The 26,037-nt window shown below is 71.4% G+C and carries 23 protein-coding genes and 1 pseudogene; 12 read left to right on the top strand and 12 right to left on the bottom strand.

The genetic code is table 11. The features are described from left to right. Positions 1-41 precede the first annotated feature (41 nt). The 3 genes from SACE_RS37325 (at position 42) to SACE_RS01455 (ending at position 2,441) form a co-directional block, all read left to right on the top strand. Positions 42-287 carry an HC3 family zinc finger protein gene (locus SACE_RS37325; RefSeq protein ID WP_143538276.1) on the top strand — a complete coding sequence of 82 codons (246 nt, stop codon included), beginning with the start codon at positions 42-44 and terminating at the stop codon, positions 285-287. Positions 288-678: 391 nt separating this feature from the next. After that, positions 679-1,206 (top strand): TetR/AcrR family transcriptional regulator, encoded by a 528-nt coding sequence (locus SACE_RS01460; protein ID WP_009946952.1) that lies wholly within the window; start codon positions 679-681, stop codon positions 1,204-1,206. Positions 1,207-1,226: 20 nt separating this feature from the next. Then, on the top strand, positions 1,227-2,441 hold the full coding sequence (locus SACE_RS01455) for an FAD-dependent monooxygenase (RefSeq protein WP_009946953.1): 1,215 nt from the start codon (positions 1,227-1,229) through the stop codon (positions 2,439-2,441). 182 nt (positions 2,442-2,623) lie between these two features. Here SACE_RS01455 and SACE_RS01450 read toward each other — a convergent pair whose 3' ends face one another. The 3 genes from SACE_RS01450 to SACE_RS01440 all read right to left on the bottom strand — a co-directional run bounded on the left by SACE_RS01450 (position 2,624) and on the right by SACE_RS01440 (position 7,586). Then, positions 2,624-4,090, bottom strand: a complete 1,467-nt coding sequence (locus SACE_RS01450) for a dynamin family protein (protein WP_009946954.1) — start codon at positions 4,088-4,090, stop codon at positions 2,624-2,626. Further along, positions 4,087-5,898 (bottom strand): dynamin family protein, encoded by a 1,812-nt coding sequence (locus SACE_RS01445; RefSeq protein ID WP_009946956.1) that lies wholly within the window; start codon positions 5,896-5,898, stop codon positions 4,087-4,089. The genes SACE_RS01450 and SACE_RS01445 overlap by 4 nt, the downstream gene beginning before the upstream one ends. A gap of 224 nt (positions 5,899-6,122) precedes the next feature. Further along, positions 6,123-7,586 carry an IniB N-terminal domain-containing protein gene (locus SACE_RS01440; RefSeq protein WP_009946957.1) on the bottom strand — a complete coding sequence of 488 codons (1,464 nt, stop codon included), beginning with the start codon at positions 7,584-7,586 and terminating at the stop codon, positions 6,123-6,125. A 279-nt stretch (positions 7,587-7,865) separates the two neighbouring features. Here SACE_RS01440 and SACE_RS01435 point away from each other — a divergent pair, with 279 nt between their 5' ends. The 3 genes from SACE_RS01435 (at position 7,866) to SACE_RS01425 (ending at position 12,481) form a co-directional block, all read left to right on the top strand. Next, on the top strand, positions 7,866-9,257 hold the full coding sequence (locus SACE_RS01435) for an Hsp70 family protein (protein WP_009946958.1): 1,392 nt from the start codon (positions 7,866-7,868) through the stop codon (positions 9,255-9,257). Positions 9,258-9,436: 179 nt separating this feature from the next. Beyond that, complete coding sequence (locus tag SACE_RS39650) at positions 9,437-11,905, top strand: LuxR C-terminal-related transcriptional regulator (RefSeq protein ID WP_009946959.1); 2,469 nt, start codon at positions 9,437-9,439, stop codon at positions 11,903-11,905. Positions 11,906-12,001: 96 nt separating this feature from the next. Then, positions 12,002-12,481 (top strand): nucleoside deaminase, encoded by a 480-nt coding sequence (locus SACE_RS01425; RefSeq protein WP_009946960.1) that lies wholly within the window; start codon positions 12,002-12,004, stop codon positions 12,479-12,481. A 112-nt stretch (positions 12,482-12,593) separates the two neighbouring features. Here SACE_RS01425 and SACE_RS01420 read toward each other — a convergent pair whose 3' ends face one another. After that, positions 12,594-13,670 (bottom strand): alpha/beta hydrolase, encoded by a 1,077-nt coding sequence (locus SACE_RS01420; protein WP_009946961.1) that lies wholly within the window; start codon positions 13,668-13,670, stop codon positions 12,594-12,596. 149 nt (positions 13,671-13,819) lie between these two features. After that, positions 13,820-15,118: an RNA-guided endonuclease InsQ/TnpB family protein gene (locus SACE_RS01415; protein ID WP_231849903.1), complete on the bottom strand. Its 1,299-nt coding sequence runs from the start codon at positions 15,116-15,118 to the stop codon at positions 13,820-13,822. A 59-nt stretch (positions 15,119-15,177) separates the two neighbouring features. Here SACE_RS01415 and SACE_RS01410 point away from each other — a divergent pair, with 59 nt between their 5' ends. Then, complete coding sequence (locus SACE_RS01410; RefSeq protein WP_009946963.1) at positions 15,178-15,735, top strand: NADPH-dependent FMN reductase; 558 nt, start codon at positions 15,178-15,180, stop codon at positions 15,733-15,735. 75 nt (positions 15,736-15,810) lie between these two features. After that, the gene (locus SACE_RS01405) at positions 15,811-16,302 is read left to right on the top strand and encodes a Dps family protein (protein ID WP_009946964.1); all 492 of its coding nucleotides are present in this window, start codon (positions 15,811-15,813) and stop codon (positions 16,300-16,302) included. A 115-nt stretch (positions 16,303-16,417) separates the two neighbouring features. Here the strand turns inward: SACE_RS01405 and SACE_RS01400 are convergent, their stop codons facing one another. Continuing rightward, a complete protein-coding gene (locus SACE_RS01400) occupies positions 16,418-16,981 on the bottom strand; it encodes a Uma2 family endonuclease (RefSeq protein WP_009946966.1) in 564 nt (187 codons plus the stop codon). 125 nt (positions 16,982-17,106) lie between these two features. After that, positions 17,107-17,598, bottom strand: coding sequence for a MarR family winged helix-turn-helix transcriptional regulator (locus tag SACE_RS01395; RefSeq protein WP_009946967.1), 492 nt, complete (start codon positions 17,596-17,598; stop codon positions 17,107-17,109). A gap of 102 nt (positions 17,599-17,700) precedes the next feature. On the opposite strand from SACE_RS01395, the gene SACE_RS01390 reads away from it, so the two are divergent. Continuing rightward, positions 17,701-18,630, top strand: coding sequence for an NAD(P)/FAD-dependent oxidoreductase (locus SACE_RS01390; protein ID WP_009946969.1), 930 nt, complete (start codon positions 17,701-17,703; stop codon positions 18,628-18,630). Positions 18,631-18,763: 133 nt separating this feature from the next. On the opposite strand, the gene SACE_RS01385 is transcribed toward SACE_RS01390, so the two are convergent. Both SACE_RS01385 and SACE_RS01380 read right to left on the bottom strand, forming a co-directional pair. Further along, the gene (locus SACE_RS01385) at positions 18,764-19,840 is read right to left on the bottom strand and encodes an aspartate-semialdehyde dehydrogenase (RefSeq protein ID WP_009946970.1); all 1,077 of its coding nucleotides are present in this window, start codon (positions 19,838-19,840) and stop codon (positions 18,764-18,766) included. Next, a complete protein-coding gene (locus SACE_RS01380) occupies positions 19,840-21,105 on the bottom strand; it encodes an aspartate kinase (protein ID WP_009946971.1) in 1,266 nt (421 codons plus the stop codon). Before SACE_RS01380 ends, SACE_RS01385 begins: the two co-directional genes overlap by 1 nt. A 288-nt stretch (positions 21,106-21,393) precedes the next feature. Between SACE_RS01380 and SACE_RS01375 the strand changes: the two genes are divergently transcribed. The 3 genes from SACE_RS01375 to SACE_RS01365 all read left to right on the top strand — a co-directional run bounded on the left by SACE_RS01375 (position 21,394) and on the right by SACE_RS01365 (position 24,632). Next, positions 21,394-22,635 carry a mannosyltransferase family protein gene (locus SACE_RS01375; RefSeq protein WP_231849902.1) on the top strand — a complete coding sequence of 414 codons (1,242 nt, stop codon included), beginning with the start codon at positions 21,394-21,396 and terminating at the stop codon, positions 22,633-22,635. Between the two features lie 16 nt (positions 22,636-22,651). Next, positions 22,652-23,308 (top strand): nitroreductase family protein, encoded by a 657-nt coding sequence (locus SACE_RS01370; protein ID WP_009946973.1) that lies wholly within the window; start codon positions 22,652-22,654, stop codon positions 23,306-23,308. 172 nt (positions 23,309-23,480) lie between these two features. Continuing rightward, positions 23,481-24,632, top strand: coding sequence for an aminotransferase class V-fold PLP-dependent enzyme (locus tag SACE_RS01365; RefSeq protein WP_011873004.1), 1,152 nt, complete (start codon positions 23,481-23,483; stop codon positions 24,630-24,632). Between the two features lie 14 nt (positions 24,633-24,646). Here SACE_RS01365 and SACE_RS38965 read toward each other — a convergent pair whose 3' ends face one another. The 3 genes and pseudogenes from SACE_RS38965 to SACE_RS01355 all read right to left on the bottom strand — a co-directional run bounded on the left by SACE_RS38965 (position 24,647) and on the right by SACE_RS01355 (position 25,835). Further along, positions 24,647-24,859: a hypothetical protein gene (locus SACE_RS38965; protein ID WP_011873003.1), complete on the bottom strand. Its 213-nt coding sequence runs from the start codon at positions 24,857-24,859 to the stop codon at positions 24,647-24,649. Positions 24,860-25,044: 185 nt separating this feature from the next. Further along, positions 25,045-25,413: pseudogene (locus SACE_RS40030) on the bottom strand (alpha/beta fold hydrolase); the annotation flags it as partial. Between the two features lie 47 nt (positions 25,414-25,460). Beyond that, the gene (locus SACE_RS01355) at positions 25,461-25,835 is read right to left on the bottom strand and encodes a hypothetical protein (protein ID WP_009946978.1); all 375 of its coding nucleotides are present in this window, start codon (positions 25,833-25,835) and stop codon (positions 25,461-25,463) included. Between the last annotated feature and the right edge of the window lie 202 nt (positions 25,836-26,037).

Genomic DNA, 26,037 nt, shown 5'->3' with positions numbered 1-26,037 from the left:
TTCAAACGCCCGACTACGGGCCGACCGTACTGGCGGTGGCAATGCTTCCCTTCCACTGGGTTCCCTGCGATGGCGCGCGGCATGCGAGCCGGGACACCCGCCCCGCCGGTGGTTATCCCACCGGTACGGAGGTGAAGACGTTGTGCGGCCGGGAATTGGCGGCCGACAACTCGCAACACGCCTGGTTCTGGGGGACCTGCCCCGACTGCAACCGCGAAGCGCACCGCCTGGCCGCATCCCGCCAGGAAGCCCAGTCGCGCGTGCAGAAGTGCGGGCGCCGCAAGTAGATCCAGGCGGAGATCCACCCCTCCAGACCCGGCTCGGCGTCGCTGACCCCCGACCAGGGGCGTCGAGCCGCGCGGCCGGTCGGCGTCCCCCTCCCCAAGCGCCGGCCGGCCGCATCCAGACCTCCGCGACGGATCAGTGAGTGCCACCGGCACAGCGGATTCACCCGCACCGAAACCGTGATCTCGCTGCCGGACGGACGGAACGCGGGCCCGTCCCGACGCCCGGCGTGCGGTCCGGCCCACGTACGGGCCCGACGGCCGAGCACTCCCGCACCACGGCTTCCCCACTGCCTGATACAATCAGGGCGACCGTCCAGGACGATCGCCCTGTACACTTATTCAAACCTGGAGGAGCGTTGTGAGTTCTCCAGCAGCGGCTCGCGGACACCAGGTGCGGCAGCGACTGCTGACCGCAGCGGCCGAGCTCATCCCCGAACGCGGTTGGACCGCGGTGAGCACGAGAGTCCTGGCCGAACGCGCCGGGGTGACGCCGAGCGTGGTCCACTACCACTTCCCGTCCCTGCCTGCGCTGCTGAACGAGGCCGTGGTCGGCCTCATGCGCCAGATGCTCGCCGACGTGGACGCCTTCCTGAGCGCGGCGGCCACCCCTGCCGACGCGGTCGACGCGATGCTCGAGTCGGTCGACCGCTACACGGGGGCAGACCCGATGTCACTGCTGTTCGTCGAGGCATGTCTGGCGGCCACCCGGGACGAGCAACTCCGCGGGGAGATCGGCGCCGTCGTCGAGGAGTTCCGTCAGCGCGTCGGCCGGTGGCTGGGCGAGCACGGTGTCTCCGCCCCCGCCGAGACCGCCGCTGCCCTGATAGCCGTCGTCGACGGGCTGCTGCTGCATCGAGGACTCGGCGTGGGTCCGGACACCGGTTCGGCCGCGAGGGTTCTGCGCCGGCTCGTCGCCTGAACGCCGCATAGGAGGTCCGCATGAAGGTGATCGTCGTCGGTGCCGGCATGGCCGGCCTGAGCCTGGCGAACCGGGTGTCAACGCTCGGCGGCGAGGTCGTGCTGCTGGAGCGGGCAACCGGCCCTCGCGCGCAGGGGTACATGATGGACTTCTTCGGCCCCGGCTACGACGCGATCGAGGCCATGGGGCTGCTGCCCGCGGTCGAGGACGTCGCCTACCACATCGCGGAGGCGACCTTCGTCGACGAGCACGGCCGACGCCGCGCTGGGGTGCGACCACGGCAGTTCGCGAACGGCCCCCTGCTCAACCTCATGCGCCCGGACCTGGAGCGCGTCCTGCGCGAGCACCTGCCCCCGGAGGTCGACCTGCGATTCGGCACCGGACCGACCGCCGTGACTGACCACAACGACGGGGTCCGCGTCACGCTCGCCGACGGGACGCGACTGGATGCCGACATGCTCGTCGGCGCCGATGGCATCCACTCGACGGTGCGACACCTGGTGTTCGGCCGCGAGGCGGAGTTCCTGCGCTACCTCGGGTTCCACACCGCGGCCTTCTGCTTCGACGCTCCGGAGGTCGAGGCGATCGTGCGGGACCGGGCCTGCCTCACCGACACGGTTGGCCGGCAGATGGGCTTCTACTCGCTGCGCGACGGTCGCGTGGCGGCCTTCGGGGTGCACCGCACTGCCGATCCAACGCTGCCGGAGGATCTCCGAACGGCCGTACGAGACGCCTTCGCGGGGCTGGGCTGGGTGGCGCCCAGAGCGCTCGACCGATGCCCCCCGCCATCGGAGATCTACTACGACCAGGTCGCCCAGATCGAGATGCCCCGTTGGAGCAGAGGAAGGGTCGTGCTGGTCGGAGACGCCTGCTATGCCGTGTCGCTGCTCGCAGGACAAGGTGCGTCCCTAAGCATCGCGGGCGCGTACCTGCTGGCCGATCGACTGGCCCACGCCCGGACCATCGAGCAGGCCGTGGCCGAGTACGAGCAGTTGTGGCGCCCTGTGGTGCGGGAGAAGCAGCAGGTGGGTCGCACCGGCGCTCGATGGTTCCTCCCCGAGTCGCGATGGCAGCTCCGGTTCCGGCGAGCGGTGCTGCGGCTGGCGCGGCTACCCGTGCTCGACCGCTACCTGGCCGCGCTCCTGGCGGGCAAGTCCAGCGCCCTCGTCAGGAACCTGCGGCAAGGCGGCGGCCCGTCCGAGCTGACCGGTGGGCGCCAAGCTACGCCCAGGTGAAGTCCGCGGCGCCCTGCGAACCGGACAGCGGCTGACTGCCCAGCTCGTGCAGCGTGGTCAGGTCTGCCCTCTCCGGCGATCAGGCTGTGGACTCCATGCCCGTGATGGCCATCATTCGCTCGGGTTCTTCAACGGCACGTCGCGAAGAGCACCGGCAGGCCTGCCCGTTCCGATTCGCCGCGTCAGCCTCGCATCTGCGATGCGATGAGCCGTTCGCAGCTGCGGACGACCGTCTGCACCGCTTCGCGGTGCGCGCGGTCGTGCAGGGGGTTCACCGCCTGTTCGCGCCAGCGCGCGAGGGTTGCCGCCGCTTCGTCGGCGAGGTCGGCCTCCATGGCGTTATCGTCGCCGCCCAGTCTGCTGCGCGCGTCGTGGCCGTAGGCGCCGAGCATGCGGTGGGCTTCGGACTGCAGCGAACGCGGGAAACGCACCTGCCCCGACGCGAGCGAGGACAGCAACCGCAGTTCGTCCCACTCGTGCGCGGCGTTGACCATCAGGTGTTCGAACTCGCCGAGCAGCCGCTGGACGCCGGGGCGCGGGTTCGCGCGCAGCACCATGTCGACGGCCAGCAGGATGGAGCGCGCCCGCAGGGCGTCCTGGCGTTCCACGAACTGCAGGTGCACCGCCTCCTGCAGGTCGTTGAGCCTGCTGTCCTCCAGCAGCGCCGTGCGCAGCCCCTTGAGGTCGGTGACGCTGCCGTCGCGCAGGCACGTCATCGCGCGGGCGATGCCGTAGCGGCCGAAGCGCTCCAGCAGCTTCGCCCGCACCGCCGCCGGGACCGACTCGGGCACGGTGCTGTTGGCGAACCGGTCGGCCGACAGCAGCAGCGCCTCCAGGTCGGACTGCGACAGCCGGGCGAGGCCGACGAACGAGGCGAACTCCTCCGCCGTCATCGTCGACGCCGCCTGCCCGAGGAGCCCCACGACGGGGATCACGTGCTGCGAGAAGGACCGCACGGTCGGGTCGTCGCGGTAGCGCTGCGCGATGCGCTCCGCGGCGTCCAGCGCGTCGACACCGCCGCTACCGGTCTCGTCGGCGCGGGAGAACGCGATGATCGTGTTGATCGGCGCGTAGCGGGCGATCTGCAGCTCGTGCACCGACTGCAGGAACTGCAGGTCCGTCTGGTGCGGATGCCTGGTCAGGTACAGCACCGCGTCGGCTTCGGACAGGATCTGCGCCAGCGCGGAGCGGCCGGTCTCCTGCACCGCCGACGACGCCACGCCAGGCGTCTCGATCAGCGTGATCGCCTGCAAACCCGGCGACGGCGACTCGATCACCAGCCGCGCCACCTCGTCGGGCCGCCACCGCTGCAGGTCGCGGATGGTGCCGGTGTCCAGCGACGGCACCGGGACGTTCTGCACGGCGCCGCTCGGGGTGTGCACGAGCACCTTCGGCTCGGGTCCGTACTGGTAGAAGGTGCTGACCTGGGTCCGCTCCTCGGCGTCGGTGGGCGCCAGCTCCTCCCCGACCAGTGCGTTGATCAGCGTCGACTTGCCGGACTTGACGCGGCCGCTGACGGCGATGCGCAGCGGCTGGTCGAGCCGCTCCATCCGGCCGCGCAGCCAGGTGGACGTCCGCGTGTCGTCGCGGTAGAAGGTCATCGCGCGCACCATGAGTGCGCGGGCGTGCTCGAGCAGTCGTTCGCTCATGCGGCGGTGATCCGGTTCTGGGTCAGCAGGCTGGCGCGCTGGCGCAGCACGGCCAGCTCCTCCAGTTTCTTCTTGATCTCACGCGCGCGCCGGTCGCGGTCGACGGCGCTGCGCTCGGCGGAGCGCTTGATGTTCTGGATCTCCCGGCTGACCTCCATCTGCGCTTCCTCGGTGAGCTGGGAGAAGTGCTCGTGCAGCCTGCGGTGCACGCTGCGGATCGCGTCCTTGGCCTCCTTGTTCACCTGGAAGACCACGTGCTCGACGTAGCGCTGCACCGACGCCCTGGCCTCGGTCTGGCGGCGCCGCAGCCGGGAGTCCTTCTCCTCCTTGAGGCTCTTGCTGCCCAGCAGAAGACCCGCCGAGATCGACACCACGTTCATCAGCGGAAGACCCGCCATGGTGGTGATCAGACCGAACATCAGCACACCGCCGTAGGAGCCGCGCAGACTGGTCAGCACCTGGTCCAGCCCCGGGTAGTCGGAGCTCTTGGGCTCCTTCGGCTTCGGCACCGCGTCGAACGGGTCGGGCGGGCGGATCCGCTCGACGTCGGGAAGCGAGTCGCCGTACTCGCGGCGCAGCTCGTCGGCGACCTGCTCGGCGAGCCGCTCGCGGCGCATGTCCAGCCACTCGAAGCTCTGCACGATCGCGTCCGTCAGCCGCTCGGTGAGCCAGTCGATGAACTCGTCCCAGACCTCCTTCGGGTCTGCCTCGTCGAAGGTCTCGTTGACCTGGTGCATCACCGCCCAGGTGCGTTCGCGGAAGTCGAACTCGATGTCGGCGAACAGTTCGGAGATGCCGTCCGAGAGCGTCTTCTGCCAGCGGCTCGCCATCCGGCGCAGGTCCTCGGCGCGCCGCTGCGCCGTCTCCAGCTCGACCAGCGTCTCGGCGGCGGTGCGCGGGTTCTGCGCGGCGAGCTCGGCCTTCAGCGACGTGGTGAGCTGGTTGATCACCTCGGCGAGGTTGTGGGCGACCAGCCTGCGGGTGAGCTGGGCGTGCTTGCCCGCCATCTCGTTGCGCAGGTACTCCAGCAGCGCCGGGAAACCGGACTCCGCGTTGAGCTGGCCGTCCTTGGTCTGCATCGCGCGCATCCGCACGACCGACGACACCGGGAAGATCTTGGTGGTGACACCCGCGTTGGCCAGGTGCTTGCGGTTGACCTCCATGACCCGGCGCCAGTGCGGGGTGACGTCGATCTTGGGCTGCACCACGGCGACGTTCGGGCACAGCGCCGTGACCTGCTTGAGGAAGGCCAGCTCGCTGGTGGTCAGCTCCTGGGTGGCGTCGGAGACCATCAGCAGCGCGTCGGCCTCGGCGGCGACCGCCAGCGTCGTGGTCGTCAGGGTGGAGGACACGCTGCCCACGCCGGGGGTGTCCATCAGCACCAGGCCGTCCTCCAGCACCGCTCGCGGCAGGCCGACCTCGCCGCGGGTCAGCGGGCGACCGAGCTCGACGGCGCGGCCGAGGTTCTCGCGGATGCGCTCGATCGGCACGGGGTGGCGTTCCAGCGCGGCCGGGCCGCGGGCCGGCTCGTGCTCGACGAGCATCGCGGTCGGTTCGTCGGAGTGGCGCACCAGCGTCGGCACGACGGTGGTGACGTCCTCTCCGGAGGCGCACACCGGGGCGTTGACGATCGCGTTGACCAGCTCGCTCTTGCCCTGCTTGGACTCGCCGACGATCAGCACGAGCTGCGCGGGGTCGAGCACCCGCGTGCGGATCTGCCGCAGGCGGCCGTGCAGGTCCGCGCGCTGCTGCTCGGCGCACTCGGCAGTAGCGCGATCGATCAGTTCAACCAGCGCCGTCTCGATCACGGCGGTTATTGTGGCGTGCCGAGCCGAGAAGAGAAACCCGAACGGGTGAAGTCGTACCGCGACACCGATGTGTTACACGCGCGGGCGCCGACAAATCTGCCGCTGAGCAGCACGGGAAACGCGTGGGCGGCGGCACACGGGATTCGGTCACACGTTCCCGGCAGGCGGAATGCCGGGCCCGCGTGAATTCGCAGACCCGGCATTCCCGGCATTCAAGCCTGGATTCAGAGCAGGCCGTCCAGCGGCAGGGCCGAGGTGGCCTCGCCCGCGATCTGCTCGACGGCGCCACCGGCGACCGGGCCGACGACCGGCAGGTCGCTCGGGGCCGGCAGGTGCGAGGTGACGTCGTTGACCGGCAGGTTCGAGGTGACGTCCTCGACCGGCAGGTGCGAGGTCACGTCGTCGACCGGCAGGGAGGAGGTCACGCCACCGACGGTGTCGGTCACGCCGCCCACGGTGTCGGCCACGTCGTCGACCGGCAGGGCGCCCGCGACGTCGTCGACCGGCAGCTCACCGGCGACGTCGCCCACGACCGGCAGCGCGGCCGGGTCGGAGATCGCCGGGGCCACGTCACCGACGACCGGCAGGCCACCGGTCACGCCGCCGGCCAGGTCGGTCACGCCACCGACGGTGCCGGCCACGTCGCCCACGGCGGGCAGCTCACCGGAGCCGGCGGCACCGGCCACGTCACCCACGACCGGCAGGCCACCGGCCACGCCACCCACGGTGCCGGCCACGTCACCCACGACCGGCAGCTCACCGGAGCCGGCGGCACCGGCCACGTCACCCACGACCGGCAGGCCACCGGCCACGCCACCCACGGTGCCCGCGACGTCGCCCACGACCGGCAGGTCGCCCGCGACACCGGTCACGTTGCCCGCGACGTCGGTCACGTCGCCACCGGTCAGGTCGCCCGCGACACCGGTCACGTCGCCCACGACGTTGGTGACCTCGTTGACCGGCTGGATGTTGACGTCGCCACCGATGAGCGCGGAGCCCGCACCGGCGACCAGGTCGCCACCGACGTCGACGCTGTTGTCGACGGTGTTGGTGACCTGCGAGACCGAGCCGTAGGCCACGTCGCCGACGGTGCCGACCACGGTGTTGGCGGTGTCGCCCACGACGTCACCCACGACGTTGCCGACAGCGGCGATGTTGCCGATGTTGTTGTCGCTCGCGATGTGGTGAACGCTGATCAGGTTGTGCGAGTCGTTCTGCTCGATGTCGACGTTGACGTCGCCACCCTTGGCCTCGGGCGCGGGCATCAGCTTGTCGACGTCGCCGCCCTGGGAGAAGTCGGGGGCCTGCGGGGAGGAGTTGTGCAGCATGGTGAGTTCTTCCTGCTCGAGTGGGTGTACGGGATGCAGTTGGTTGATCGCGACGTGCTGGGTGCTCGCAGCGAACTTCTCGACGCTGCTCTGGAGTGAGCGGTCGTACTCCTGCACGACCTCGACCGGCGCGTAGTCGAGCACCAGGGAGGCGGCTTGCAGCACGTCCGTCGCGGTCATGCCCCCGAGTCCTGCCTGATCCAGCGTGGCGTGCGGATCGGCGTCGAAGGCCGACCTGGCCGCCGGGTCGCTGACCAGCCTGGTCAGGAACTCGTGCAGCGTCGGTTGGTCGGCTCCGGATTGCGTCCCGGGACTGGAAGCGAAGGTTTCGGCACGACCTTCCGGCTGAGAGTGCGGCATGTCGTTCTCCTCAGCGGATCGGTTGCGGACGACCGAGTGAGGTCCTGCTTCTCCCTCACTGCCGTTGATCACGCTATGGCCCCCGGCACCCCCGGGCCATCGGGTCAGACGCCTAGTTAGTCGGGACACTATTAGGGGATCGGCCTAGTGACCCGTTAGGGGATCGATGGCAGCATTCGGTACCGCTCCGTAACTGGGCGCGCGTTAAATTGTGTCCACCCCGGACCACACCGGCTCGCCTGAGCCGGACGGCCGAAGGGAGACAGCCGAAGGGAATGCATGCCGTACGTCCTTGGGATCCATCTCGGTGCCACCGCGACCTCGGCCGCGATCGCGCGGCGAGAGGGCGGGCGGTGGGCCGCGGCGGCCCCGGTTCCGCTGGGCAGCGGTAGCGCGGGCGTCCCGACTGTGCTCTGCCGGGCGCAGGACGGCTCGTACCTGGCAGGCGAGCAGGCGCAGCGCCAGGAGCTCACCCACCACCAGTGGGTGGCCCGCGGCTTCACCCGTCGGGTGGGCGAGGACGCGCCGCTGCTGGTCGGCAACGACTTCGTCCAGCCGCACGCACTTGCCGCGACCATGATCGAGTGGGTGGCCGACGCCGTCGCGCACCGCCAGGGCCATCCCCCCGAGCACATCGCCGTCGCCCACAGCGCGAACTGGGGACCGCACCGGACCCACGTCGTGCACCAGGCGCTGGCCCAGCTCGGCATCAGCGACGTGACGCTGCTGCCCGAGCCGGTGGCGGTGGCCATGGACTACGCGAGCAAGCAGCGCGTCGACGACGGAGGCGCTATCGCCGTCGGCAACATCGGCGGCACCGGCTTCGACGCGACCGTGCTGCGCAGGCGCACCCCCGGCTTCGAGGTCGTCGGGCCGCCGCTGGACTCCCCCCACCCGGGCGGCCAGGACCTCGACGACGCGCTCTTCGAGCACATCCGCGCCGAGCTGGGCGGCCTCGCCGGGCTCGACGTCACCGACTTCAACGTCCGCGCCACGCTCGCGCAGCTGCGCGGCGACTGCGTCCACGCCCGGGAGACGCTGTCGTTCCACCCAGGGGCGACGCTGCGCATCCACCTGCCGAAGGTCAACACCGACTTCGCGGTCTCGCGCTCGCGCTTCGAGAAGCTGGCCAGGACGCACCTGGAGCGGGTGCCCGAACTGGTCCTGCAGGCGGTGCAGTCGGCCAACCTCACCCCGGGCGAGCTCGACGCGGTCGTCCTCGCCGGCGGCGTCGCGCGAACGCCGCTGCTGAAGCAGCTCGTCCAGGAGCGGCTGGAGCGCCAACCGCTGGTCGACGGCGCACCCGAGCTGGTCGCGGCGTGCGGCGCGGCCGTCTCCGCCGTGAAGGCGGTGTCGACCGAGGGCGACCAGGCCGCGTCGATGGCCGAGACCAGCGTGCTGATGCGGATCGAGGCTCCCGACGACGACCCGAACCTGCTCGACCCGCTCGACGACGACGTCGCCGAAAGCCCCCGCCCGCCGGTGGAGGTGGAGCCGATGCACATCGAGCCCCCGGACGAGAAGCGGCAGCGGCTCTTCAAGATCCTCAAGTTGACATTGGCCGCGCTGCTGGTCATCGCGGGGTTGATCATGACCTTCTACGGCACGCCGAGCACCGGCGGCCTGCTCGGCGGCGCGGGCGGCCCCGCACCCCAGCAACAGCAGCGGTAGACCCGCGGCCCGCCGGGCGAGCACCGACAACTGCAAGTACGAGAAGCAGAACCCGAGGTAGCCGTTCAACGCCGATCGGCCACCAGCTACAACAGAACCGGCACTACTGGTGAGTAGACAGCCGGACCCCGCCAAGCGGTTGCACGATCGACTGGTACGGCATTCGAGAAGGAACGCGCTTGAACCACCCGACGAACCCGCAGGCCGCGTCGGCGGCCGGGGTGCACGCAGCAGGGCTGCGGGCTGCCATCGCGGCCGAGCCCGCCGCTCCGGTGGTCGCTGGGATCCAGGGCGCCGGCGGATACGGCAAGAGCGCGCTGCTGTCCCAGCTCGCCGGGATCTACCAGGCCGCGGGCATCCCCGTGTCGTCGTCACCGGACGCGTCGCGGGACGGGGCGCACCTCGTCGACGACGCGCACCTGCTCGACGAGACCTCGCTGTACGCGCTGCGCGCGATCGCCGAGAAGCCCGGAGCCCGGGTCGTCGTCGCCTACCGCCCGGGACCGCGCTCGCACGCGCTCTCCGAGCTGATCGCCACCCTCGGGGCGCCGGTGCTGCTGACCGGCCTCGGCCGCGACGAGGTCGCGCGCGGGCTCCCCGGGCCGGCGTCGCGGGAGTGGATCGACTGGCTGATCGAGCAGACCGGCGGCGTGCCGCGGTTCGTCGGACGCGTCACCGGCACGATCGACCCCTCGCAGCTCGGGGACAGGACGCTGCCCCGGCTCGCGCTGGAGCAGTTCCGCCACGACTTCGACCAGCTCGGCGAGCACGCGCGGGCGTGCGTGACGGCGATGTCGGTCGGCGCCGCCCCGCACCCGGAGGTGCTCGCCTCGGTCCTCGAGCTCGACCCGGGCCACGTCGCGGGAGCGCTGGCGTCGGTGCGCTCGGGCGGCCTGGTGGACGACCACGACATGCCGTGGCCGATCGTGCGGGCCGCCGCCCAGCTGCTGACCCCGCTGGAGGTGCGGCTCGGCATCGTGCGGCGGCTGGTCGACGCGCAGCTCGCGCACGGCGGACCAGTGCTGCCGCTGGTCCGCCCGCTGCTCGGCGCCCGGGTGGCGCTGCTGCCCGAGGCGACGCTCTCGGCCGCCTTCGAGAAGGGCGGCGACGAGGCGCTGGCCGAGGCTCCCGAGCTGGCGGGCCGCCTGTTCGACGCGGCGGTCTCGGCGGGCGTCCCGGAGTCGCGGGTCGCGGCCCGCCGCGCCCGGGCCGCCGCCGCCGCGGGGCGGCTGGACGAGGCGCTGCGGCTGGCCGACCGGGTGATCGTCGACCCCGCCGTCCCCGACCGCGCACTGGGCGTGCAGGTCGCGGCGAGCGTGCTGGCCCACCGCGGGCTGCTCGCGCAGTCCGCCGACCTGTGCGCGTGGTCCGTCGACAACCTGCGCTGGTCCGGCGACACCGCCTACGCCGCGGTCGGCCTGGTCGGCACCGGACGGCTGCGCGAAGCCGACGAGCTGCTGAGCTCGCGGCGCGAGTCCGGCCCTCCCACCTCGCTCTCCGGCGCGGCGGCGAAACTCGCCGGCGGCGTTCGCGAGTCGGTCACCGGTGCGGCGACCAGCGCGCTTTCCACGCTGGTCAGAGCCGCCGCGCTGGCCGACCCGGTCGGGCCGGGGGTGATGCTGCCCGACAGCCCGGCGGCCATCGCCGCCACCGTCGCGCTGCACTGCGGCGAGCTCGACGTCGCCGAGTCGTCGCTGGCCAAGGCCGTCGAGTCGGGCAGCGGCGGACCGCTGCTGGAGGTGCGGCACCGGCTGCTCGCCGCGTGGGTGCCGTTGATGCGCGGCGACACGGTGACCGCGCGGCAGGCGCTGGGCTCGGTGCCTTCCGAGCTCGCCGCCCGCGACCGGCTGCTCGCCACCGCCCTGCACGCCGGGATCGCCGGGCGCGACAACGACATGACCGCTCTCACTGCGATCCGCGGCCAGGCGCGGCAGGCCGCCGCCGAGCACTCTCCGGATCTGTTCTGCCTGCTGCCGCTGGGCGAACTCGTGGTCGCGACCGCCCGCCTGCACGACCAGGACTGGCTGACCCCGTACCTGCACGAGGCACAGGCGCTGCTGAGCGCGCTCGGCAACCCGCCGCTGTGGACGTCGATGCTGACCTGGAAGTGCCTGCAGGCGGCGGTGGTCGTGGAGGACATGGACTCCGCCGCCCGGCACGCCGCCGACCTGGGCGAGACCGCCCACCACAACCCGATGTCGGCGGCCATGGCCGAGGCCGCGCGGATGTGGCTGCGCGTGCTGGACGGGCAGGTCGACCAGGACGAGGCCGAACGCGCCGCCCGCGGCCTGCACGCGGCGGGCCTGACCTGGGACGGGGCCCGGCTCGCCGGTCAGGCCGCGATCCGCACCACCGACCGCAAGGCCATGCTCTCGCTGCTGGAGTGCGCCCGCGCGCTGCAGGGCAAGCAGCCCCGGCCGCGGGCGATGTCGGCCAACGCGGGCGAGGGCGAGCTGCTCAGCGACCGCGAACGCGAGGTCGCGCAGCTCGTGCTGGCCGGGCTCACCTACAAGCAGGTGGGCAAGCGGCTGTTCATCTCGGCCAAGACCGTCGAGCACCACATCGGCCGCATCCGCCAGCGCCTCGGCTGCCAGAGCCGGGAGGAGCTGCTCGACCGGCTCCGGGAGCTGGTCGGCTCGGAGGCGTAGCGCCGGCCGACGCACGCGCGGTTGATCGCTGCGGCTGCGCGGCGGCACCGCGCCCATTCGCGCGAGACTGGGAGCACCGCCGACCCGGGAGGGACCGTGACCGACGACGACCTGCGGCACCTGCGCCGCGCGATCGAGCTGAGCGCGCGGGCGCGCGAAAGCGGCGACGAGCCCTTCGGATCGCTGCTGGTCGGCCCCGACGGCGCGGTGCTCGCCGAGGACGTCAACACCGTGCGCACCGACCGGGACATCAGCGCGCACCCCGAGCTGAAGCTCGCCGTGTGGGCCGCGCGGCACCTCGACCCCGCCACGTCCGCCGCGACCACGATGTACACCAGCTGCGAGAACTGCGCGATGTGCTCAGCGGCGATGGTGTCGTCCGGCGTCGGCCGGCTGGTCTTCGCGCTGGACGGCAGGCGGCTGGCGTCCTTCCGCGGCGAGCAGCGCCCCGGGCTGGACCTGCCCGCCGCCGACGTGTTCGCCAGGGCGTCGCGCACCATCGCGGTCGAGGGACCGCTGCTGGCCGAGGAGGCCCTGGTTCCGCACGAGGGCTTCTGGTCACACGCGCAGGGATAGCCCGGCAGCTCAGGCCCGCAGCGGCGCCACAGGAGCCCCGCAGCGGCGCCACAGGTCAGAGCCGCAGCGGCGCCACAGCCCAGTCCCGAGCGGCGCAGGTCAGACGCGCGGACTAGCGCTGCTGGTCGACGCGCAGGGCCAGCGCGGCGCGCAGTGTGCCGGCGATCTCGAACATGGCCTCGCCGAAGCGTCCGCCGGCGCGCCGCAGGCTGGCGAAGCCGTGGATGAGGTCGTCGAAGCAGCGCTCGATCACCGGGACGCCATCCTCCGCCAGGCGCTCGGCGTAGGCGCGGCCCTCGTCACGCAGCGGGTCGAAGCCCGCGGTGACCACGTAGGCCGGCGACAGCCCGGTCAGGTCTTCGGCCAGCAGCACCGACAGCCGGTCGTCCCCGCGCTCGCCGACGTCGGGCGCGTAGTGGTCCATGAACCAGTCCATGTCGCGGTCGGTGAGCAGGAAGCCCTCGCCGAACAGCTCGCGGGAGCGGCGGCGCTTGGTCGCGTCGACCGCCGGGTAGAGCAGCAGTTGCAGGCTCGGCTTGGGCAGGCCGGAACGGGCCGCGTGGTAGGCGACCACCGCCGCCAGGTTGCCGCCCGCGCTGTCGCCGCCGACCGCGATCGCCTCCGGCGAGCTGCCCAGCGCGGCCGCGTTGTCCACCGCGTAGCGGTAGGCGGCGAGCGCGTCGTCGAACGCCGCCGGGAAGCGGCTCTCCGGGGCGAGCCGGTACTCCACCGACAGCACCCTGATGCCGGCGTGCTTGGCCAGGAAGCGGCACATGTCGTCGTGGCTTTCCAGGTCGCCGATGACGAACCCGCCGCCGTGGTAGAAGACCAGCAGCTCACCGGGTTCGGTCAGCTGGAGCGGCCGGTACAGCCGGGCGGCCAGTTCGCCGGTGGCGCCCGGGACCCTGCGTTCGCCGACCGACACGCCGCTGACAGGCGCCTTCGGCAGCAGGTGGGTCGACTGCAGCATCGCCGCCCGCGCGAGCTCGACGGTCGGCGCCGAGAGGTTCCGGTGGCCGCTGAGGTGCTGCAGCTTGAGCAGCAGCTGCGCGTCGAGGGCGAGCTCGCCGCCGTCGATGCGGATCGGTGGGCCCGCGATGGCCCGGCGTACCGGGCTGGGCAACGCGAGGGCGGTGCGCAGCGCGAGCGCCTGCGCCTGGAGCGCTACTCGTTCGATGGCCTTCGGCATGGACGAACCTTCCCGGGCTAGGACAGTCGGAAAGGAGGTTACCCGCAAGTAGCGTGGCGCGCGGCACTGCCGCCGCGCGGTTCCCGGGCTCGCCCGGCCAGTGGTTTTGAAGACCTTCGCTGGAGGTCGTAGCTTGACTTCCTCCCCCGTCAGAGGCGGGGGGTTCCAACCCTCGCGGGTTGGGTTTCCTGCTTCGTCGCCGACCGCGCGCGAGCAAGCTCGCCCCGTCTCACATCAGCTCCACAGGCAGCAACCGCTAGACCAGCGGCCAGGATGTTCTTCGCCGCGTTGTGGTCCCGATCGTGCCGGGTGCGGCAATTCGGGCACGTCCATGCCCGGACGGAAAGCTTCAGGTGCCCCAGGAGGTGACCGCAGTACGAGCACGTCTTGGACGACGGGTACCAGCGGTCCACGACCACGAGGGTCTTGCCCGCTCGTTCGGTCTTGTACTCCAGTTGGCGGCGGAACTCGCCCCATCCGCAGTCGGAGATCACGCGGGCGAGGCGCTTGTTGCCGACCATGTTCTTGACCGCGAGGTCTTCGACCGCGATCACATCCGCGCTGCGCACGAGCCGGGTGGAGGTGCGGTGCAGGAAGTCCTGACGCGTGTTGTGCACCTTGCGGTGCGCACGAGCCACCCGCTGTTTGGCTTTGCGCCGGTTCACCGAACCGCGCTGCTTGCGCGCCATCATCCGCTGATACCGGGCCAGGTTGCGGGCCTTGCGCTCCAGATGACGGGGGTTTGCGATCCGCTCACCGTCTGAGGTGACGGCGAAGTCCTTCACTCCGAGGTCAACGCCCACGGTGTGCCCGGTCTCCGGTTCGGGTACCGGGTCGTCGGTGTCGACGGCGAAGGTGACGTACCAGCGGCCGTCCGGTTCGCGGGAGATGATGACCATCGTCGGATTGAGCGTGGTGATGTCGATGTCGGGCCAGGACCACACGAACTCCAGCGGAGTGGTGGTCTTGGCCAGGTACAGATTTCCGTCGCGCATGCGGAATGCGCTGCGGGTGTAGTGCGCCGACTGCCGCCCGTTGCGAGACTTGAAGCGCGGGTAGCGCGAGCGCCCGGCGAAGAAGTTCGCGAACGCGGTGTGTTGGTGCCGCAAGGTCTGCTGCAACGGCACGCTCGACACCTCGGACAAGAACGCCAGTTCCTCGGTGCGCTTCCACCTCGTCAGTGCAGCGTCGGTCTCCTTGTACGACAGCCGCTTTCCTTCGGCGTGGTAGCGACGGTGGCGTTCAGCGAGAGTCTTGTTCCAGACCAGGCGGACACACCCGAACGTACGGCTCAGCATGGCCGCCTGTTCGCGGTCCGGGTAAGCCCGGCACTTGTACGCCCTCCGCACACTGATCATTTTACACAGGAGTGTTCCTTGTGTAAGACGCCTCGAGAGTGACGCTTTCCTCCCCGCCCTGCCGGACAGGGCATACGCGTTACCTTTCACGCGTGACCGGCGTCCCTGCGGGCGGACGCGCCGGGGACGCTGATGGAAGGATTTCGTGCATGACGTTGACCGTGGTGGGTATCGGCGGGTCGGTGCGGCCCGACTCGCAGTCCGAACGCGCGATGCGGGCGGCCCTGGCCGGGGCCCGCGACGCCGGCGCCAAGGTCCGCGCGATCACCGGCAGCGACCTCGCCCTGCCCTTCTACGACCCGCAGGTGCCCGAGCGCACCGAGAACGCGATCGAGCTCGTCGAGGCACTGCGCACCGCCGACGGCGTGGTCATCTCCTCCCCCGGCTACCACGGCACCATCTCGGGCCTGATCAAGAACGCCCTCGACTACGTGGAGGACCTGCGCGGCGACGAGCGGGTCTACCTGGACGGGCGCGCGGTCGGCTGCATCGGCGTCGCCTACGGCTGGCAGGCCACCGTCACGACGTTGCAGGCGCTGCGCTCGGTGGTGCACTCGCTGCGCGGCTGGCCCACCCCGCTCGGCGCGGCGGTGAACTCGGCGGAGACCCAGCTCGGCCCGGAGGGCGAGAGCGAGGACGAGAAAGTCACCCGGACGCTGCGCACGATCGGGCAGCAGGTGGTGGATTTCGCGAACAGCCGCAGGTGAACTTCGGGCGCAGGTGGGTAACCCGTGGGGAGACTGACTGCCAACCACGGAGCTCGCTACGGAGGTATCCGCCCCATGGCCACGAAGACGGCTGCCAAGGCGCCGATCACCAGCGCACTCAACGACTCCGACCGCGACGTCACCGGCAAGGCCCTGCAGGGCACCCTGCTCGACCTCATCGACCTGCACCTGGTCGCCAAGCAGGCGCACTGGAACGTCGTGGGCAAGTTCTTCCGGGACGTGCACCTGCAGCTCGACGAGCTGATCGACACCGCTCGGGCGTTCGCCGACGACGTCGCCGAACGGGCGTCGGCCATCGGCGTCTCTCCGGACGGCCGGTCGAGCACGGTCGCGTCCGGTTCCGGAATGCCGAAGTTCGACGCCGGCTGGAAGAACGACCGCGAGGTGATCGAGTACATCGTCTCGGCGCTTTCGGAGCTGATCAGCCGGGTGCGCATGCGCATCGACGAGACGGACAAGACCGACCTGGTCACCCAGGACCTGCTGCTGAGCATCGCCAGCGAGCTGGAGAAGTCGCACTGGATGTGGCAGGCGCAGCTCGCCTGAAGCCCCAGTCGGGGCTTCAAGCGGCCCGCTAGGGCCCACCGCGCGAAGCGCGGATTCGCATCGCCTGCGTCGTCAGCGACCGTCCTCGGCGGTCGCCGACGGCGTGTGCCCGGAGTCAGGCCCGTTTGATCAGTGTGTCCAGGTCGAGTGTCAGCTCGAAGGGGTGTGCGGTCTTGAACATCCCGCCGCCGCAGAAGTCCACCTCGTAGACCTCGCCGATCAGGCGGCTCGCGGTCAGCTTCACGACGTCGTCGGTCTCCAGCACCCAGTAACCCTGGATGCCCGCCGCCGCGTACTCATAGCGCTTGGTCACCTGGTCCATCTGCCGGGAGCCCGGGGAGATGACCTCGACCGCGACGGCCACGTCTGCTGCTTGCAACCGGTTCGGGTTCTTGTCGATCAACTCCGTGGGCGCGATCAGCACATCCGGAATGCGCACAGTCGGTGGCCACTTGTGCTTGAGGACCACCTCGACGTCGGGCACCGCCTCCCATTCGGCAGGTAGCTGCGCGACGAGAACGGAACCCAGCGCCCGTACGACGCGCTGGTGCAGCGTGGCGGCTTTCGGGGTCACGAGGAGGACACCTTCCTGGAGCTCGTACCTGCGCGAGTTGTCCTCCGGAAGCTGGTCGAACTCCTCCAGGGTCAGCAGGTGACCGGGCCAGGACATCGTGGACATGCCTCCAATATCGCCACGCTCGGCGACGATCTCCACAGGATGGGTACACAAACGCACGTTCGACTGGCACCCAGGGTCTGCCTCAACGATAAGCGGAGCACCACCCCTCGACCAGGACAACAGCGTCACTCCTCCAGCTGCGCCTCCATGGCCTCCGCGAAGCGGGTGAGGGCGTCGACCACGCGCCGGCGATCCGCGCCCAGGCCCGCGAGCAGCTTGCCGTGGGCCTCCAGCTCACGCGGGAACAGGTCGTCGATGACCTCCTCCCCCTCCGGCGTCATGCGGATCAGGGCCGCGCGCCGGTCGGCGGGGTTGGCCGCGCGGGTGATCAGCCCGCGCTTCTCCAGCTTCGCCAGGGTCTTGCTGATGCCCGCCCGCGACATGCCCAGGCGGGCGGCGAGGCGGGCCGCGGTGACCGGTTCATCGGCGTGCCGGAGCGGGACCAGGAGCTCCACCTCCGCGCTCGTCAGCGCGGCACCGTCGTAAAGGTCCTCGACGGCCCGGTCGAGCAGCACCCGCACCCGCTTGACCAGCGCGACCACCTCCATCGGCGAGGTGTCCAACCCCGGGTTGCGCTCGCGCCAGAGCTCCACGGTCCGCGCCTGCAGCGGAAGCATGCCCACCCACTTTGTTAACCAGCGAACTACCTGTTACCTTTCCGAGCCTAGATCACGCCGCGGCCGCCGGGAAAGCGGTCGGCACAGCCTGGGGAGGAAGAGATGGACGCGACCCGGTACGACGCCGTGGTGGTCGGGGGTGGCGCGGCGGGCCTGTCGGCCGCGACGCTGCTGGCCCGTTCCCGCCGGCGGGTCGTGGTGGTCGACGCGGGAGAACCGCGCAACGCCCCGTCCGCGCACCTGCACAACTTCCTGTCCCGCGACGGGATGGCCCCGGCGGAGCTGCTCGCCGCCGGACGGCGGGAGCTGGCCGGGTACGGCGGCGAGGTGGTCGAGGCACTGGCGACGAGCATCGAGCGCGCGGAGCACGGCTTCGCCGTGCGGCTCGCCTCCGGCGCGGAGCTGACCACGCGCGGGGTGCTGGTCGCCACCGGGCTGCGGGACGAGTTGCCCGACATCCCCGGCCTGCGCGACCGCTGGGGCGACACCGTGCTGCACTGCCCCTACTGCCACGGCCACGAGGTGCGCGACCAGCCCCTCGGGGTGCTGGGCGGCGACAACCGCCCGTTCACCGTGCACCAGGCCGCGCTGGTGCGGCTGTGGTCGGACGACGTGGCGTTCTTCCCGAACCGGATCGCGCTCGAAGCCGGGGAACGCGAGCGGCTGACCGCCTGGGGCGTCCGCATCGTCGACGGCGAGGTGGCGCGGCTCTCGTCGGGCGACGGGCTGACCGTCGAGCTGGCCGACGGCCGTCAGGTGCGCAGGCAGGCGGTGTTCGCGGGCCCGCGCTTCGTGCCGAACGACCGGCTGCTCACCGGCCTCGGCTGCGAGGTCGGCGACAACGGCTGGGTGGCCACCGACGCCTCGGGCCGCACGAGCGTCGCCGGGGTGTGGGCGGCGGGCAACGTCGTGGACTCCCCGGCGCAGCTCATCAGCGCCGCGGGCGCCGGCTCGACCGCCGCCATCGCGCTCAACCACCACCTGCTCGCCCAGGACGTCGAACGCGCCGCCACCGCGCTGTCCCGGGCCTGAGAGCGTCGCCTTGCGTTGTGGTGCGGAGTCCGAAGACCGCCCCCTGAAAAGCCCGGAGGCGTCCTCACCCCGTCGGGGATGAGGACGCCTCCGGCTTGTGAAACCCGCCCACGCTCCGCGTGGGAGGCCGGTCCTACTCGCCGCCCGCCGCGAGGGTCTCGGCGATCTCGTAGGTGTTCAGCGCGGCCCCCTTGCGGAGGTTGTCACCGCAGACGAAGAAGTCCAGCGTGTTCGGGAAGTCCAGCGCCTGCCGCACCCGGCCCACGTAGGTCGGGTCGCCGCCGACGACCGCCGCCGGGGTCGGGAACACGCCGTTGTCCGGGTCGTCCTGCAGGACGATCGACGGCTGCGAGCCGAAGACCTTGTGCGCCTGGTCGACGGTGACCTCCCGCTCGAAGGTGGCGTGCACCGCCAGCGAGTGGGTGGTCAGCACCGGAACCCGCACGCAGGTGGCCGAGACCTTCAGGTCCGGGATGCCCAGGATCTTGCGGGACTCGTTGCGGACCTTGAGCTCCTCGGAGGTCCACCCGTCGTCCTTGCGGGAACCCGCCCACGGCACCACGTTCATCGCCAGCGGCGCCTTGAACGGGGTCTCCTCCGGCAGCCCGGCCGCCGACAGCGCCTCCGCGACGTCACCGCCGCGCACGCCGACCTGCTTGCCCGCCACCGCCGAGACCTCGGCGTAGAGGCGGTCCACGCCTTCCTGCCCGGCGCCGGAGGCGGCCTGGTAGGAGGCGACGACCAGCTCGCGCAGGCCGAACTCGCGGTGCAGCGCACCGAGCGCGGCCATCATCGACAGGGTCGTGCAGTTCGGGTTGGCGATGATGCCCTTGGGCCGCTCGTGCACCTTCGCGGCGTTGACCTCGGGCACCACCAGCGGCACGTCGGGGTCCAGCCGGAACGCGCCGGAGTTGTCGACCGCGATGGCACCGCGCTCGGCGGCCACCGGGGCCCACTGCGCCGAGACCTCGTCCGGCACGTCGAACAGGGCGATGTCCACCCCGTCGAACGCCTCCGGCGCAAGTGCGACGACGGTCCGCTCCTCACCGCGCACGGTGATCTTCTTGCCCGCCGAGCGCGGCGAGGCGATCAGCCGGATCTCACCCCACGGCACCGAGGGCCGGTTGTTGATGATGTCGATCATGACGGTGCCGACCGCGCCGGTGGCACCCACGATCGCAACGGTCGGGCGCGCGTTCTGCTCGGCCATCAGCGACCACTCCCCGCGTAGACGACGGCTTCCTCGTCGCCACCGAGCTCGAACGCCGCGTGCAGCGCCGCGACGGCGTCCTCGAGCTGGGTGTCGCGGATCAGCACCGAGATCCGGATCTCCGAGGTGTTGATGATCTCGATGTTCACGCCGGCGTGCGACAGCGCCTCGCAGAAGGTCGCCGTGACGCCGGGGTGCGAGCGCATGCCCGCGCCGACCAGCGAGACCTTGCCGACGTGGTCGTCGTAGACCACCTGGTCGAAGCCGAGCTCGTCCTTGATCTTCTCCAGCTCGGTCACCGCCAGCGCGCCGTTGCTACGCGCCACGGTGAAGGTGATGTCGGTGCGGCCCGACGCGGTGCCGGAGACGTTCTGCAGCACCATGTCGATGTCGATCTCGGCATCGGCGATCACGCGGAAGATCCGCCCCGCGATACCCGGGTTGTCCGGCACACCGCGCACGGTGACCTTGGCCTCCGACCGGTCGTGCGCGACGCCGGTGATCATCGCCTGTTCCACGGAAAGGTCCTCCACACTGCCGGAAACGATCGTTCCGGACTTGGGTGAGTACGAAGAGCGGACGTGCAGGGGCACGCCGTAGCGGCGGGCGTATTCGACGGCGCGCAGGTGCAGCACCTTCGCACCGGTCGCCGCCATCTCGAGCATCTCCTCGTAGGTGATGCGGTCCAGGTGCTTGGCATCGGAGACGATGCGCGGGTCCGCGGTGTAGACGCCGTCGACGTCGGTGTAGATCTCGCACACGTCGGCGTTCATCGCGGCGGCCACCGCGACCGCCGTGGTGTCCGAGCCGCCGCGGCCGAGCGTCGTGATGTCCTTGGTGTCCTGGGCGACGCCCTGGAAACCGGCGACCAGCACGACCTGGCCCTGCTTCAGGGCCTCCTGCACCCGGCCGGGCGTGACGTCGATGATGCGGGCGTTCTGGTGGGCGGAAGTGGTGATCACACCGGCCTGGGAGCCCGAGAACGAGCGGGCCTCGGCGCCGAGGGCCTCGATGGCCATCGCGACCAGGGCGTTGGAGATGCGCTCACCGGCGGTGAGCAGCATGTCGAGCTCGCGCTCCGGCGGGGCCGGGTTGACCTGCTGGGCGAGGTCGAGCAGCTCGTCAGTGGTATCTCCCATCGCGGAGCACACGACGACCACGTCATTGCCCGCCTTGCGGGTCTCGACGATGCGCTCTGCGACCCGTTTGATGCGATCGGCACTCTCGAGTGAAGAACCGCCGTACTTCTGGACGACGAGCGCCACGTGAAAAAACCTCCTCGGGCCGTGCCTCGCAAGGCTGCGGTCGCCCCGGGTGCGGGTTGTCCCCGCACTGACGCCGGATGGACGAAGAGCGCCGCCGAAACCGGCCGTGACCGGTGCCGGAGGTACCCCGCGACCCGTGGAGAGCAGCTCGGCCCGAACGGCCGAAGCGGCCTCTACCAGGTCGCTCCGCTGCCGGTACAGCCTACCGAATCGTTACCGCCCCGCCCTACTCCGGCAACGTGGGACTAGCCTGGGAGGCCGTTTTGTCGACAAGTTCGGAGGCGCGCGGTGCCCACCTCTCCGGGAGCCTTGGACCCGCAGCGGTGCAACACCGCGGAGACAGTCCGCAACCAGCAGAAACGTCCCGGTGACCACCGGCTGGCCGCGGTCCGGGAGGCGCTGCGCGAACACCGCCGCGGACTGCTCCTGGTGGCCCCGGGTGTGGTTTACCTCGCAATCCGTTTCTTCGGCCTGCTGGTGCTGGCGTGGCTGTCGGCGGCCAATGACGAATCTCTCTCCGACAACCTCGGCGCCTGGGACGGCGAGTGGTACCTGGAGATCGCCGAGCACGACTACGGCGGGGTCGACCCGGGCATGGTCGACGGGTTCGGCAACCGCTACCCGGAGACACCGCTGGCGTTCTTCCCCGGCTACCCGCTGCTGGTGCGGCTGTTCGGCCTGCTCCCGGGCGTGAGCGCGCTCGGCGCGGCGATCACGGTGAGCCTGCTGTGCGGCGTGGTGGCCGCCTACGGCCTGGCCCGGCTCGGGAAGCGGATCGGCGGTTCGGAGGGGACCGGGCTGCTGCTGGTGGTGCTGTTCGCGGCGGCGCCGATGTCGGTCGTGCTGTCCATGGCGTACTCGGAGGCGCTGTTCTGCGCGCTGTCCATCTGGGCGCTGATCGGTGTCGTCGAGCGCAAGTGGCTGCTGGCCGGCCTGTGCTGCGCGGCGGCCGGGCTGGTGCGGCCGACCGCGGCCGCGCTGATCGCGGTGGTCGGGCTGGCGGCGCTGATCGCCATCGTCCGGCGGCGGGAGCTGTGGCGGCCGCTGCTGGCGATGCTGCTGGCGCCGATCGGCATGCTCGCCTACGTGGGCTGGGTCGGCTTGCAGACCGGCAAGCTCGGCGGCTACTTCGAGCTCCAGCAGCGCGGCTGGTCGTCGGCCTTCGACGGCGGCGTGCGGACCACGGAGTTCGTCGTCGAGACGCTGACCGCCGACAAGTCGGTGCTGGAGACCTTCACCGCCTGGATAGTGCTGGCCGCGCTGGTGCTGTTCGTGCTGTGCCTGCGCTACCGGATGCCGTGGCCGCTGGTGCTGTTCGCCGCGGCGGTGCTGGTGCTCGACCTCGGCTCGGACGGGCTGATGTACTCCAAGGTCCGGCTGATGCTGCCGGCGTTCCCGCTGCTGGTACCGGTGGCCATCGGACTGGCCAACCGGCGGACGACGACGGCGGTCTGCACGGCGGTGCTGCTGGTCTGCTTCGGGTCCTGGTTCGGGGCCTACTCTCTGACCGCATGGCCCTACGCGATGTGACATCGGGAGGCGCTCGATGACCGCTGACGAACGCGCGCACGCCCGCACCGGCGAGCCCGCGAGCCCCATCGCTGCCGAGGGGGCGGCCAAGCCCGCGGACTCCTCGGTCCCCCTGCACCCGCTGATCGCCGAGCGCTGGAGCCCGCGGGCGCTGGACCCGGCGGTCGAGCTGACCGACGAGCAGTTCACCGCCCTGTTCGAGGCCGCGCGCTGGGCCCCCTCGTGGGGCAACACGCAGCCGGCGCGCTACATCGCGGGCAGGCGGGGCGAGGACACCTTCGACCGCATCCACGCCACGCTCTCGCGCGGCAACCGGGGCTGGACCGAACCCGCGGCGGCGCTGGCCATCGGCGTGGCGCGGGTGGTCGGCGACGAGGGCGAGCCGATGCCCTACGGCGAGTACGGCCTGGGGCTGGCCAGCCAGAACCTGGTGCTGCAGGCCGTGGCGGAGGGGCTGGTCGCGCACCAGATGGCCGGTTTCGACCGCGACGCGGCGCGAGCGGAGTTCGCGATCCCGGGCGACTTCGAGCCGATGGTGGCCATCGCGGTCGGCGGCTACGGCTCGCCCGCGGAGCTGCCGGAACGGCTGCAGGCCAAGGAGGCCGCGCCGCGCGCCCGCAAGCCGCTGTCCGAGCTGGTGTTCACCGACACCTGGGGCAAGGCGCTCTTCTGATCCCGTGCACCGGGAGTGTCGATCACACCCCCGGCTCTGCCTGGTGGCCGAGCCGCGATCATGCCGAACGGGCCAGTCAAGCGGCTCCGAACGCACCATGAATTCATTTGAGTCTTGAACCAAGATGGTGAAATGGATACTTACCGTAGGGTAATGGAGTAATACTTCACTCGTGTGGACGAGCACGCGACCTGCCGCGACGGCACTCGACAGTGCCGATGCCCTCGCGGGTCTGCGCGTGCGCTACGAGCTGCCGCCGGGGCTGATCCGGCTCGACGGCAACAGCGGCGGCGCGGCTCCGAGCAGGACCAGCGCCCGGCTCCGCAAGTTCGCCGAACACCGCTGGATGGAGAGCTGCGCACGCCGCTTCGCCCCGGACTGGGAGCTTGAGGCGCGCACGTGCGCCGCGAAGCTGGCCCGCCTCATCGGGGCCGGCGAGTGCGAGCTGACCGTGGCCGAGACGACGTCGGTCAACCTGTTCAAGGCGCTGGTGGCGGCCTCCCGGCTGCGCCCGGAGCACTCCGCGCTGGCCGTCGGCCGCGACTGCTTCGCCAGCGACCACTACCTCGCCCGCTCCGCGGCCGCCTACACCGGCACCGAGTTGCTGCTCTTCGACGACCTGGCGGAGCTGCCGTTCGACCGGGTGGCGGTGGTGGCGCTGTCGCACACCGACGTCCGCTCCGGCGCGGTGCGCGACCCGGTGGCCACGACGGCCGCCCTGCACGAGCAGGGCGTGCTGGTGCTCTGGGAGCTCAGCGAGTCGGCCGGTGCGCTCGACGTCGACCTGCACGCCTGGAACGCCGACCTCGCCGTCGGCTGCGGCCACCGCTACCTCGGCGGCGGCCCCGGCGCCCCGGCCTACTGGTTCGTCGCCGAACGCCACCAGCGGGAGCTGGGCGGGCGCGACCGCGGCTGCGACGGCGTGCTCAGCCAGGCGGCATCGGGCTTCAGCGGCGCGCCGTCGACGCTGGCGCTGTCGGAGCTGCGCCACGGCCTGTCGATGCTGGACGGGGTGTCCGGCGCCGAGCTGGAGGCCAAGACGGGCGGGCTGGTCTCGCTGTTCGTCGACCGGCTGCTGCGCGCGCCCGGTGTCGAGATCGTGCCGCCCAGACGCGGCAGGCGGCGCGGTCCGCAGGTGAGCCTGCGCCACCCGCGTGCCCAGCTCGTCGTGGCCGAGCTGTTCGCCAGGGGCGTCGTGGTCGACTTCGTCGACCCGGACCTGCTGCGCTTCAGCTTCGCGCCGTCGTGGCTGCGCTACATCGACGTTTGGGAGGCCGCCGAGGTCGTCCGCGAGGTGTTGGAGCAGCTCGACCGCGAGAGCTGAGGCCCCGGTGCGGGTCACCGGTGCAGGTCGGCCAGGAACTCCGAGATGGCGGGCGCGACCGCCGCGGCGAGGTCGTCGGCCGTGCGGAGGCCGGCGGAGAACGCCGTCGGCACCAGCCTCGCCCGGGGCATGACCTCGACCAGCCTTGCCGCGAGCGCGGTCGGGTGGCGCTCGTCGATCCCGGGGAAGACCAGCGTCGGCGCGGTGACCGCGGAGACCTCCTCCACGGTGCGGAACGACCGGTCGCGTCCGATCGCCGCGGCGGCCGCGACGCTCGCTGGGTCCGAGCGCGGTATGGCGTCCCGGACCAGCTCGCCGATGACCGGTGCGAGCGCGGGCAGGATCGGCTCCCAGGCCGCGCCTCGATCCCCTCGGTCCGCACGCGCTCGGCGAAGGCGTCCATGAAGGCGGTCTCGGCGCGTTTCGCCTCGTCGTCCTCGATGTCCTCGACGCTGATGAGGACGGTGCCCGCAACCCTGTCCGCGTGGGCGGCAGCGGTCCTCATGGCGACGGTCGCGCCGAGACCGGTGCCGCCGACCACCGCGCGGTCGACGCCGATGTGGTCGAGCAGGTCGACCACGTCGTCGGCGTACCTGGCCCAGGTGTGCCTGGCGGGGTCGGCGCAGACCGACCGGCCGTAACCGCGCACGTCGGGCACGACCACCGCGTTGCGGTCGGCGAGGAGGCGGGCGAGCGGCAGCAGGCTGCGGTGGTCCGGTCCTCCGCCGTGGAGCAGGACGACCGCGGGCCCGGTACCGACGGCGGTCGCGTGCAGGAGCACTCCGTCGTCGGCGCGGTAGCTGAACTCGCCCAATCCGCGCCCCTGGCTCAGCGGGCGATCAGTCGCAGGATGCGGACCGCGATGGAGGTCGCGACCAGCCAGAACAGCGCCGCGATGCCGTAGTTGAGCAGGATCGCCAGCTGCGGGTCCTGCGGCACGAACAGGTCGGAGAAGCCCAGCGCCAGCGGCTGCGCCCAGTCCGCGACGAACCGCGCGATGCTGTTGTCCGGGTTCGCGCCGCCGAGCGTCAGCACCACGTGCAGCGCGAGCAGAGCCGCCGCCAGCGTGCCGATCCACCGGACGACCGCGATCAGCGCGCCCGCCACCCGGACGCGCGCACGCGCGGCGTCGAACGACCGGTGCCTGCGCCGACGACCGCCACCGACCTCGTGGGTGCCGGCCGCGGAATCACTCTCGGACATGCCCGGAGTGTTGCACGCCGCACCTACCCGTCGGTAGCCCCGCGCGCGGGCGGTCCGCCGCCTCAGAGGCCGCCTTTTGCCTGTGAAGCGGCGTAGCCGCTTGGCCCACCCACGCAACCGGCACCGCCGCGGGTTCTCAGGCGTCCTCTGGCGAGGACAGCTTTTTCGCGGCGTATGCGTGATACGTGAGAAAAAGATCCCG

This window comes from Saccharopolyspora erythraea NRRL 2338 (assembly GCF_000062885.1).
Lineage (GTDB): Bacteria > Actinomycetota > Actinomycetes > Mycobacteriales > Pseudonocardiaceae > Saccharopolyspora_D > Saccharopolyspora_D erythraea.
This window is presented reverse-complemented; position numbering and strand designations above follow the sequence as displayed.

Coding starts and splice junctions, on each gene's coding strand:
- SACE_RS37325 (WP_143538276.1), top strand. CDS start 42: ATGCTTCCCTTCCACTGGGTTCCCTGCGATGGCGCGCGGCATGCGAGC.
- SACE_RS01455 (WP_009946953.1), top strand. CDS start 1,227: ATGAAGGTGATCGTCGTCGGTGCCGGCATGGCCGGCCTGAGCCTGGCG.
- SACE_RS01450 (WP_009946954.1), bottom strand. CDS start 4,090: ATGAGCGAACGACTGCTCGAGCACGCCCGCGCACTCATGGTGCGCGCG.
- SACE_RS01440 (WP_009946957.1), bottom strand. CDS start 7,586: ATGCCGCACTCTCAGCCGGAAGGTCGTGCCGAAACCTTCGCTTCCAGT.
- SACE_RS01435 (WP_009946958.1), top strand. CDS start 7,866: ATGCCGTACGTCCTTGGGATCCATCTCGGTGCCACCGCGACCTCGGCC.
- SACE_RS01420 (WP_009946961.1), bottom strand. CDS start 13,670: ATGCCGAAGGCCATCGAACGAGTAGCGCTCCAGGCGCAGGCGCTCGCG.
- SACE_RS01410 (WP_009946963.1), top strand. CDS start 15,178: ATGACGTTGACCGTGGTGGGTATCGGCGGGTCGGTGCGGCCCGACTCG.
- SACE_RS01405 (WP_009946964.1), top strand. CDS start 15,811: ATGGCCACGAAGACGGCTGCCAAGGCGCCGATCACCAGCGCACTCAAC.
- SACE_RS01400 (WP_009946966.1), bottom strand. CDS start 16,981: ATGTCCACGATGTCCTGGCCCGGTCACCTGCTGACCCTGGAGGAGTTC.
- SACE_RS01395 (WP_009946967.1), bottom strand. CDS start 17,598: ATGCTTCCGCTGCAGGCGCGGACCGTGGAGCTCTGGCGCGAGCGCAAC.
- SACE_RS01390 (WP_009946969.1), top strand. CDS start 17,701: ATGGACGCGACCCGGTACGACGCCGTGGTGGTCGGGGGTGGCGCGGCG.
- SACE_RS01385 (WP_009946970.1), bottom strand. CDS start 19,840: ATGGCCGAGCAGAACGCGCGCCCGACCGTTGCGATCGTGGGTGCCACC.
- SACE_RS01370 (WP_009946973.1), top strand. CDS start 22,652: ATGACCGCTGACGAACGCGCGCACGCCCGCACCGGCGAGCCCGCGAGC.
- SACE_RS01355 (WP_009946978.1), bottom strand. CDS start 25,835: ATGTCCGAGAGTGATTCCGCGGCCGGCACCCACGAGGTCGGTGGCGGT.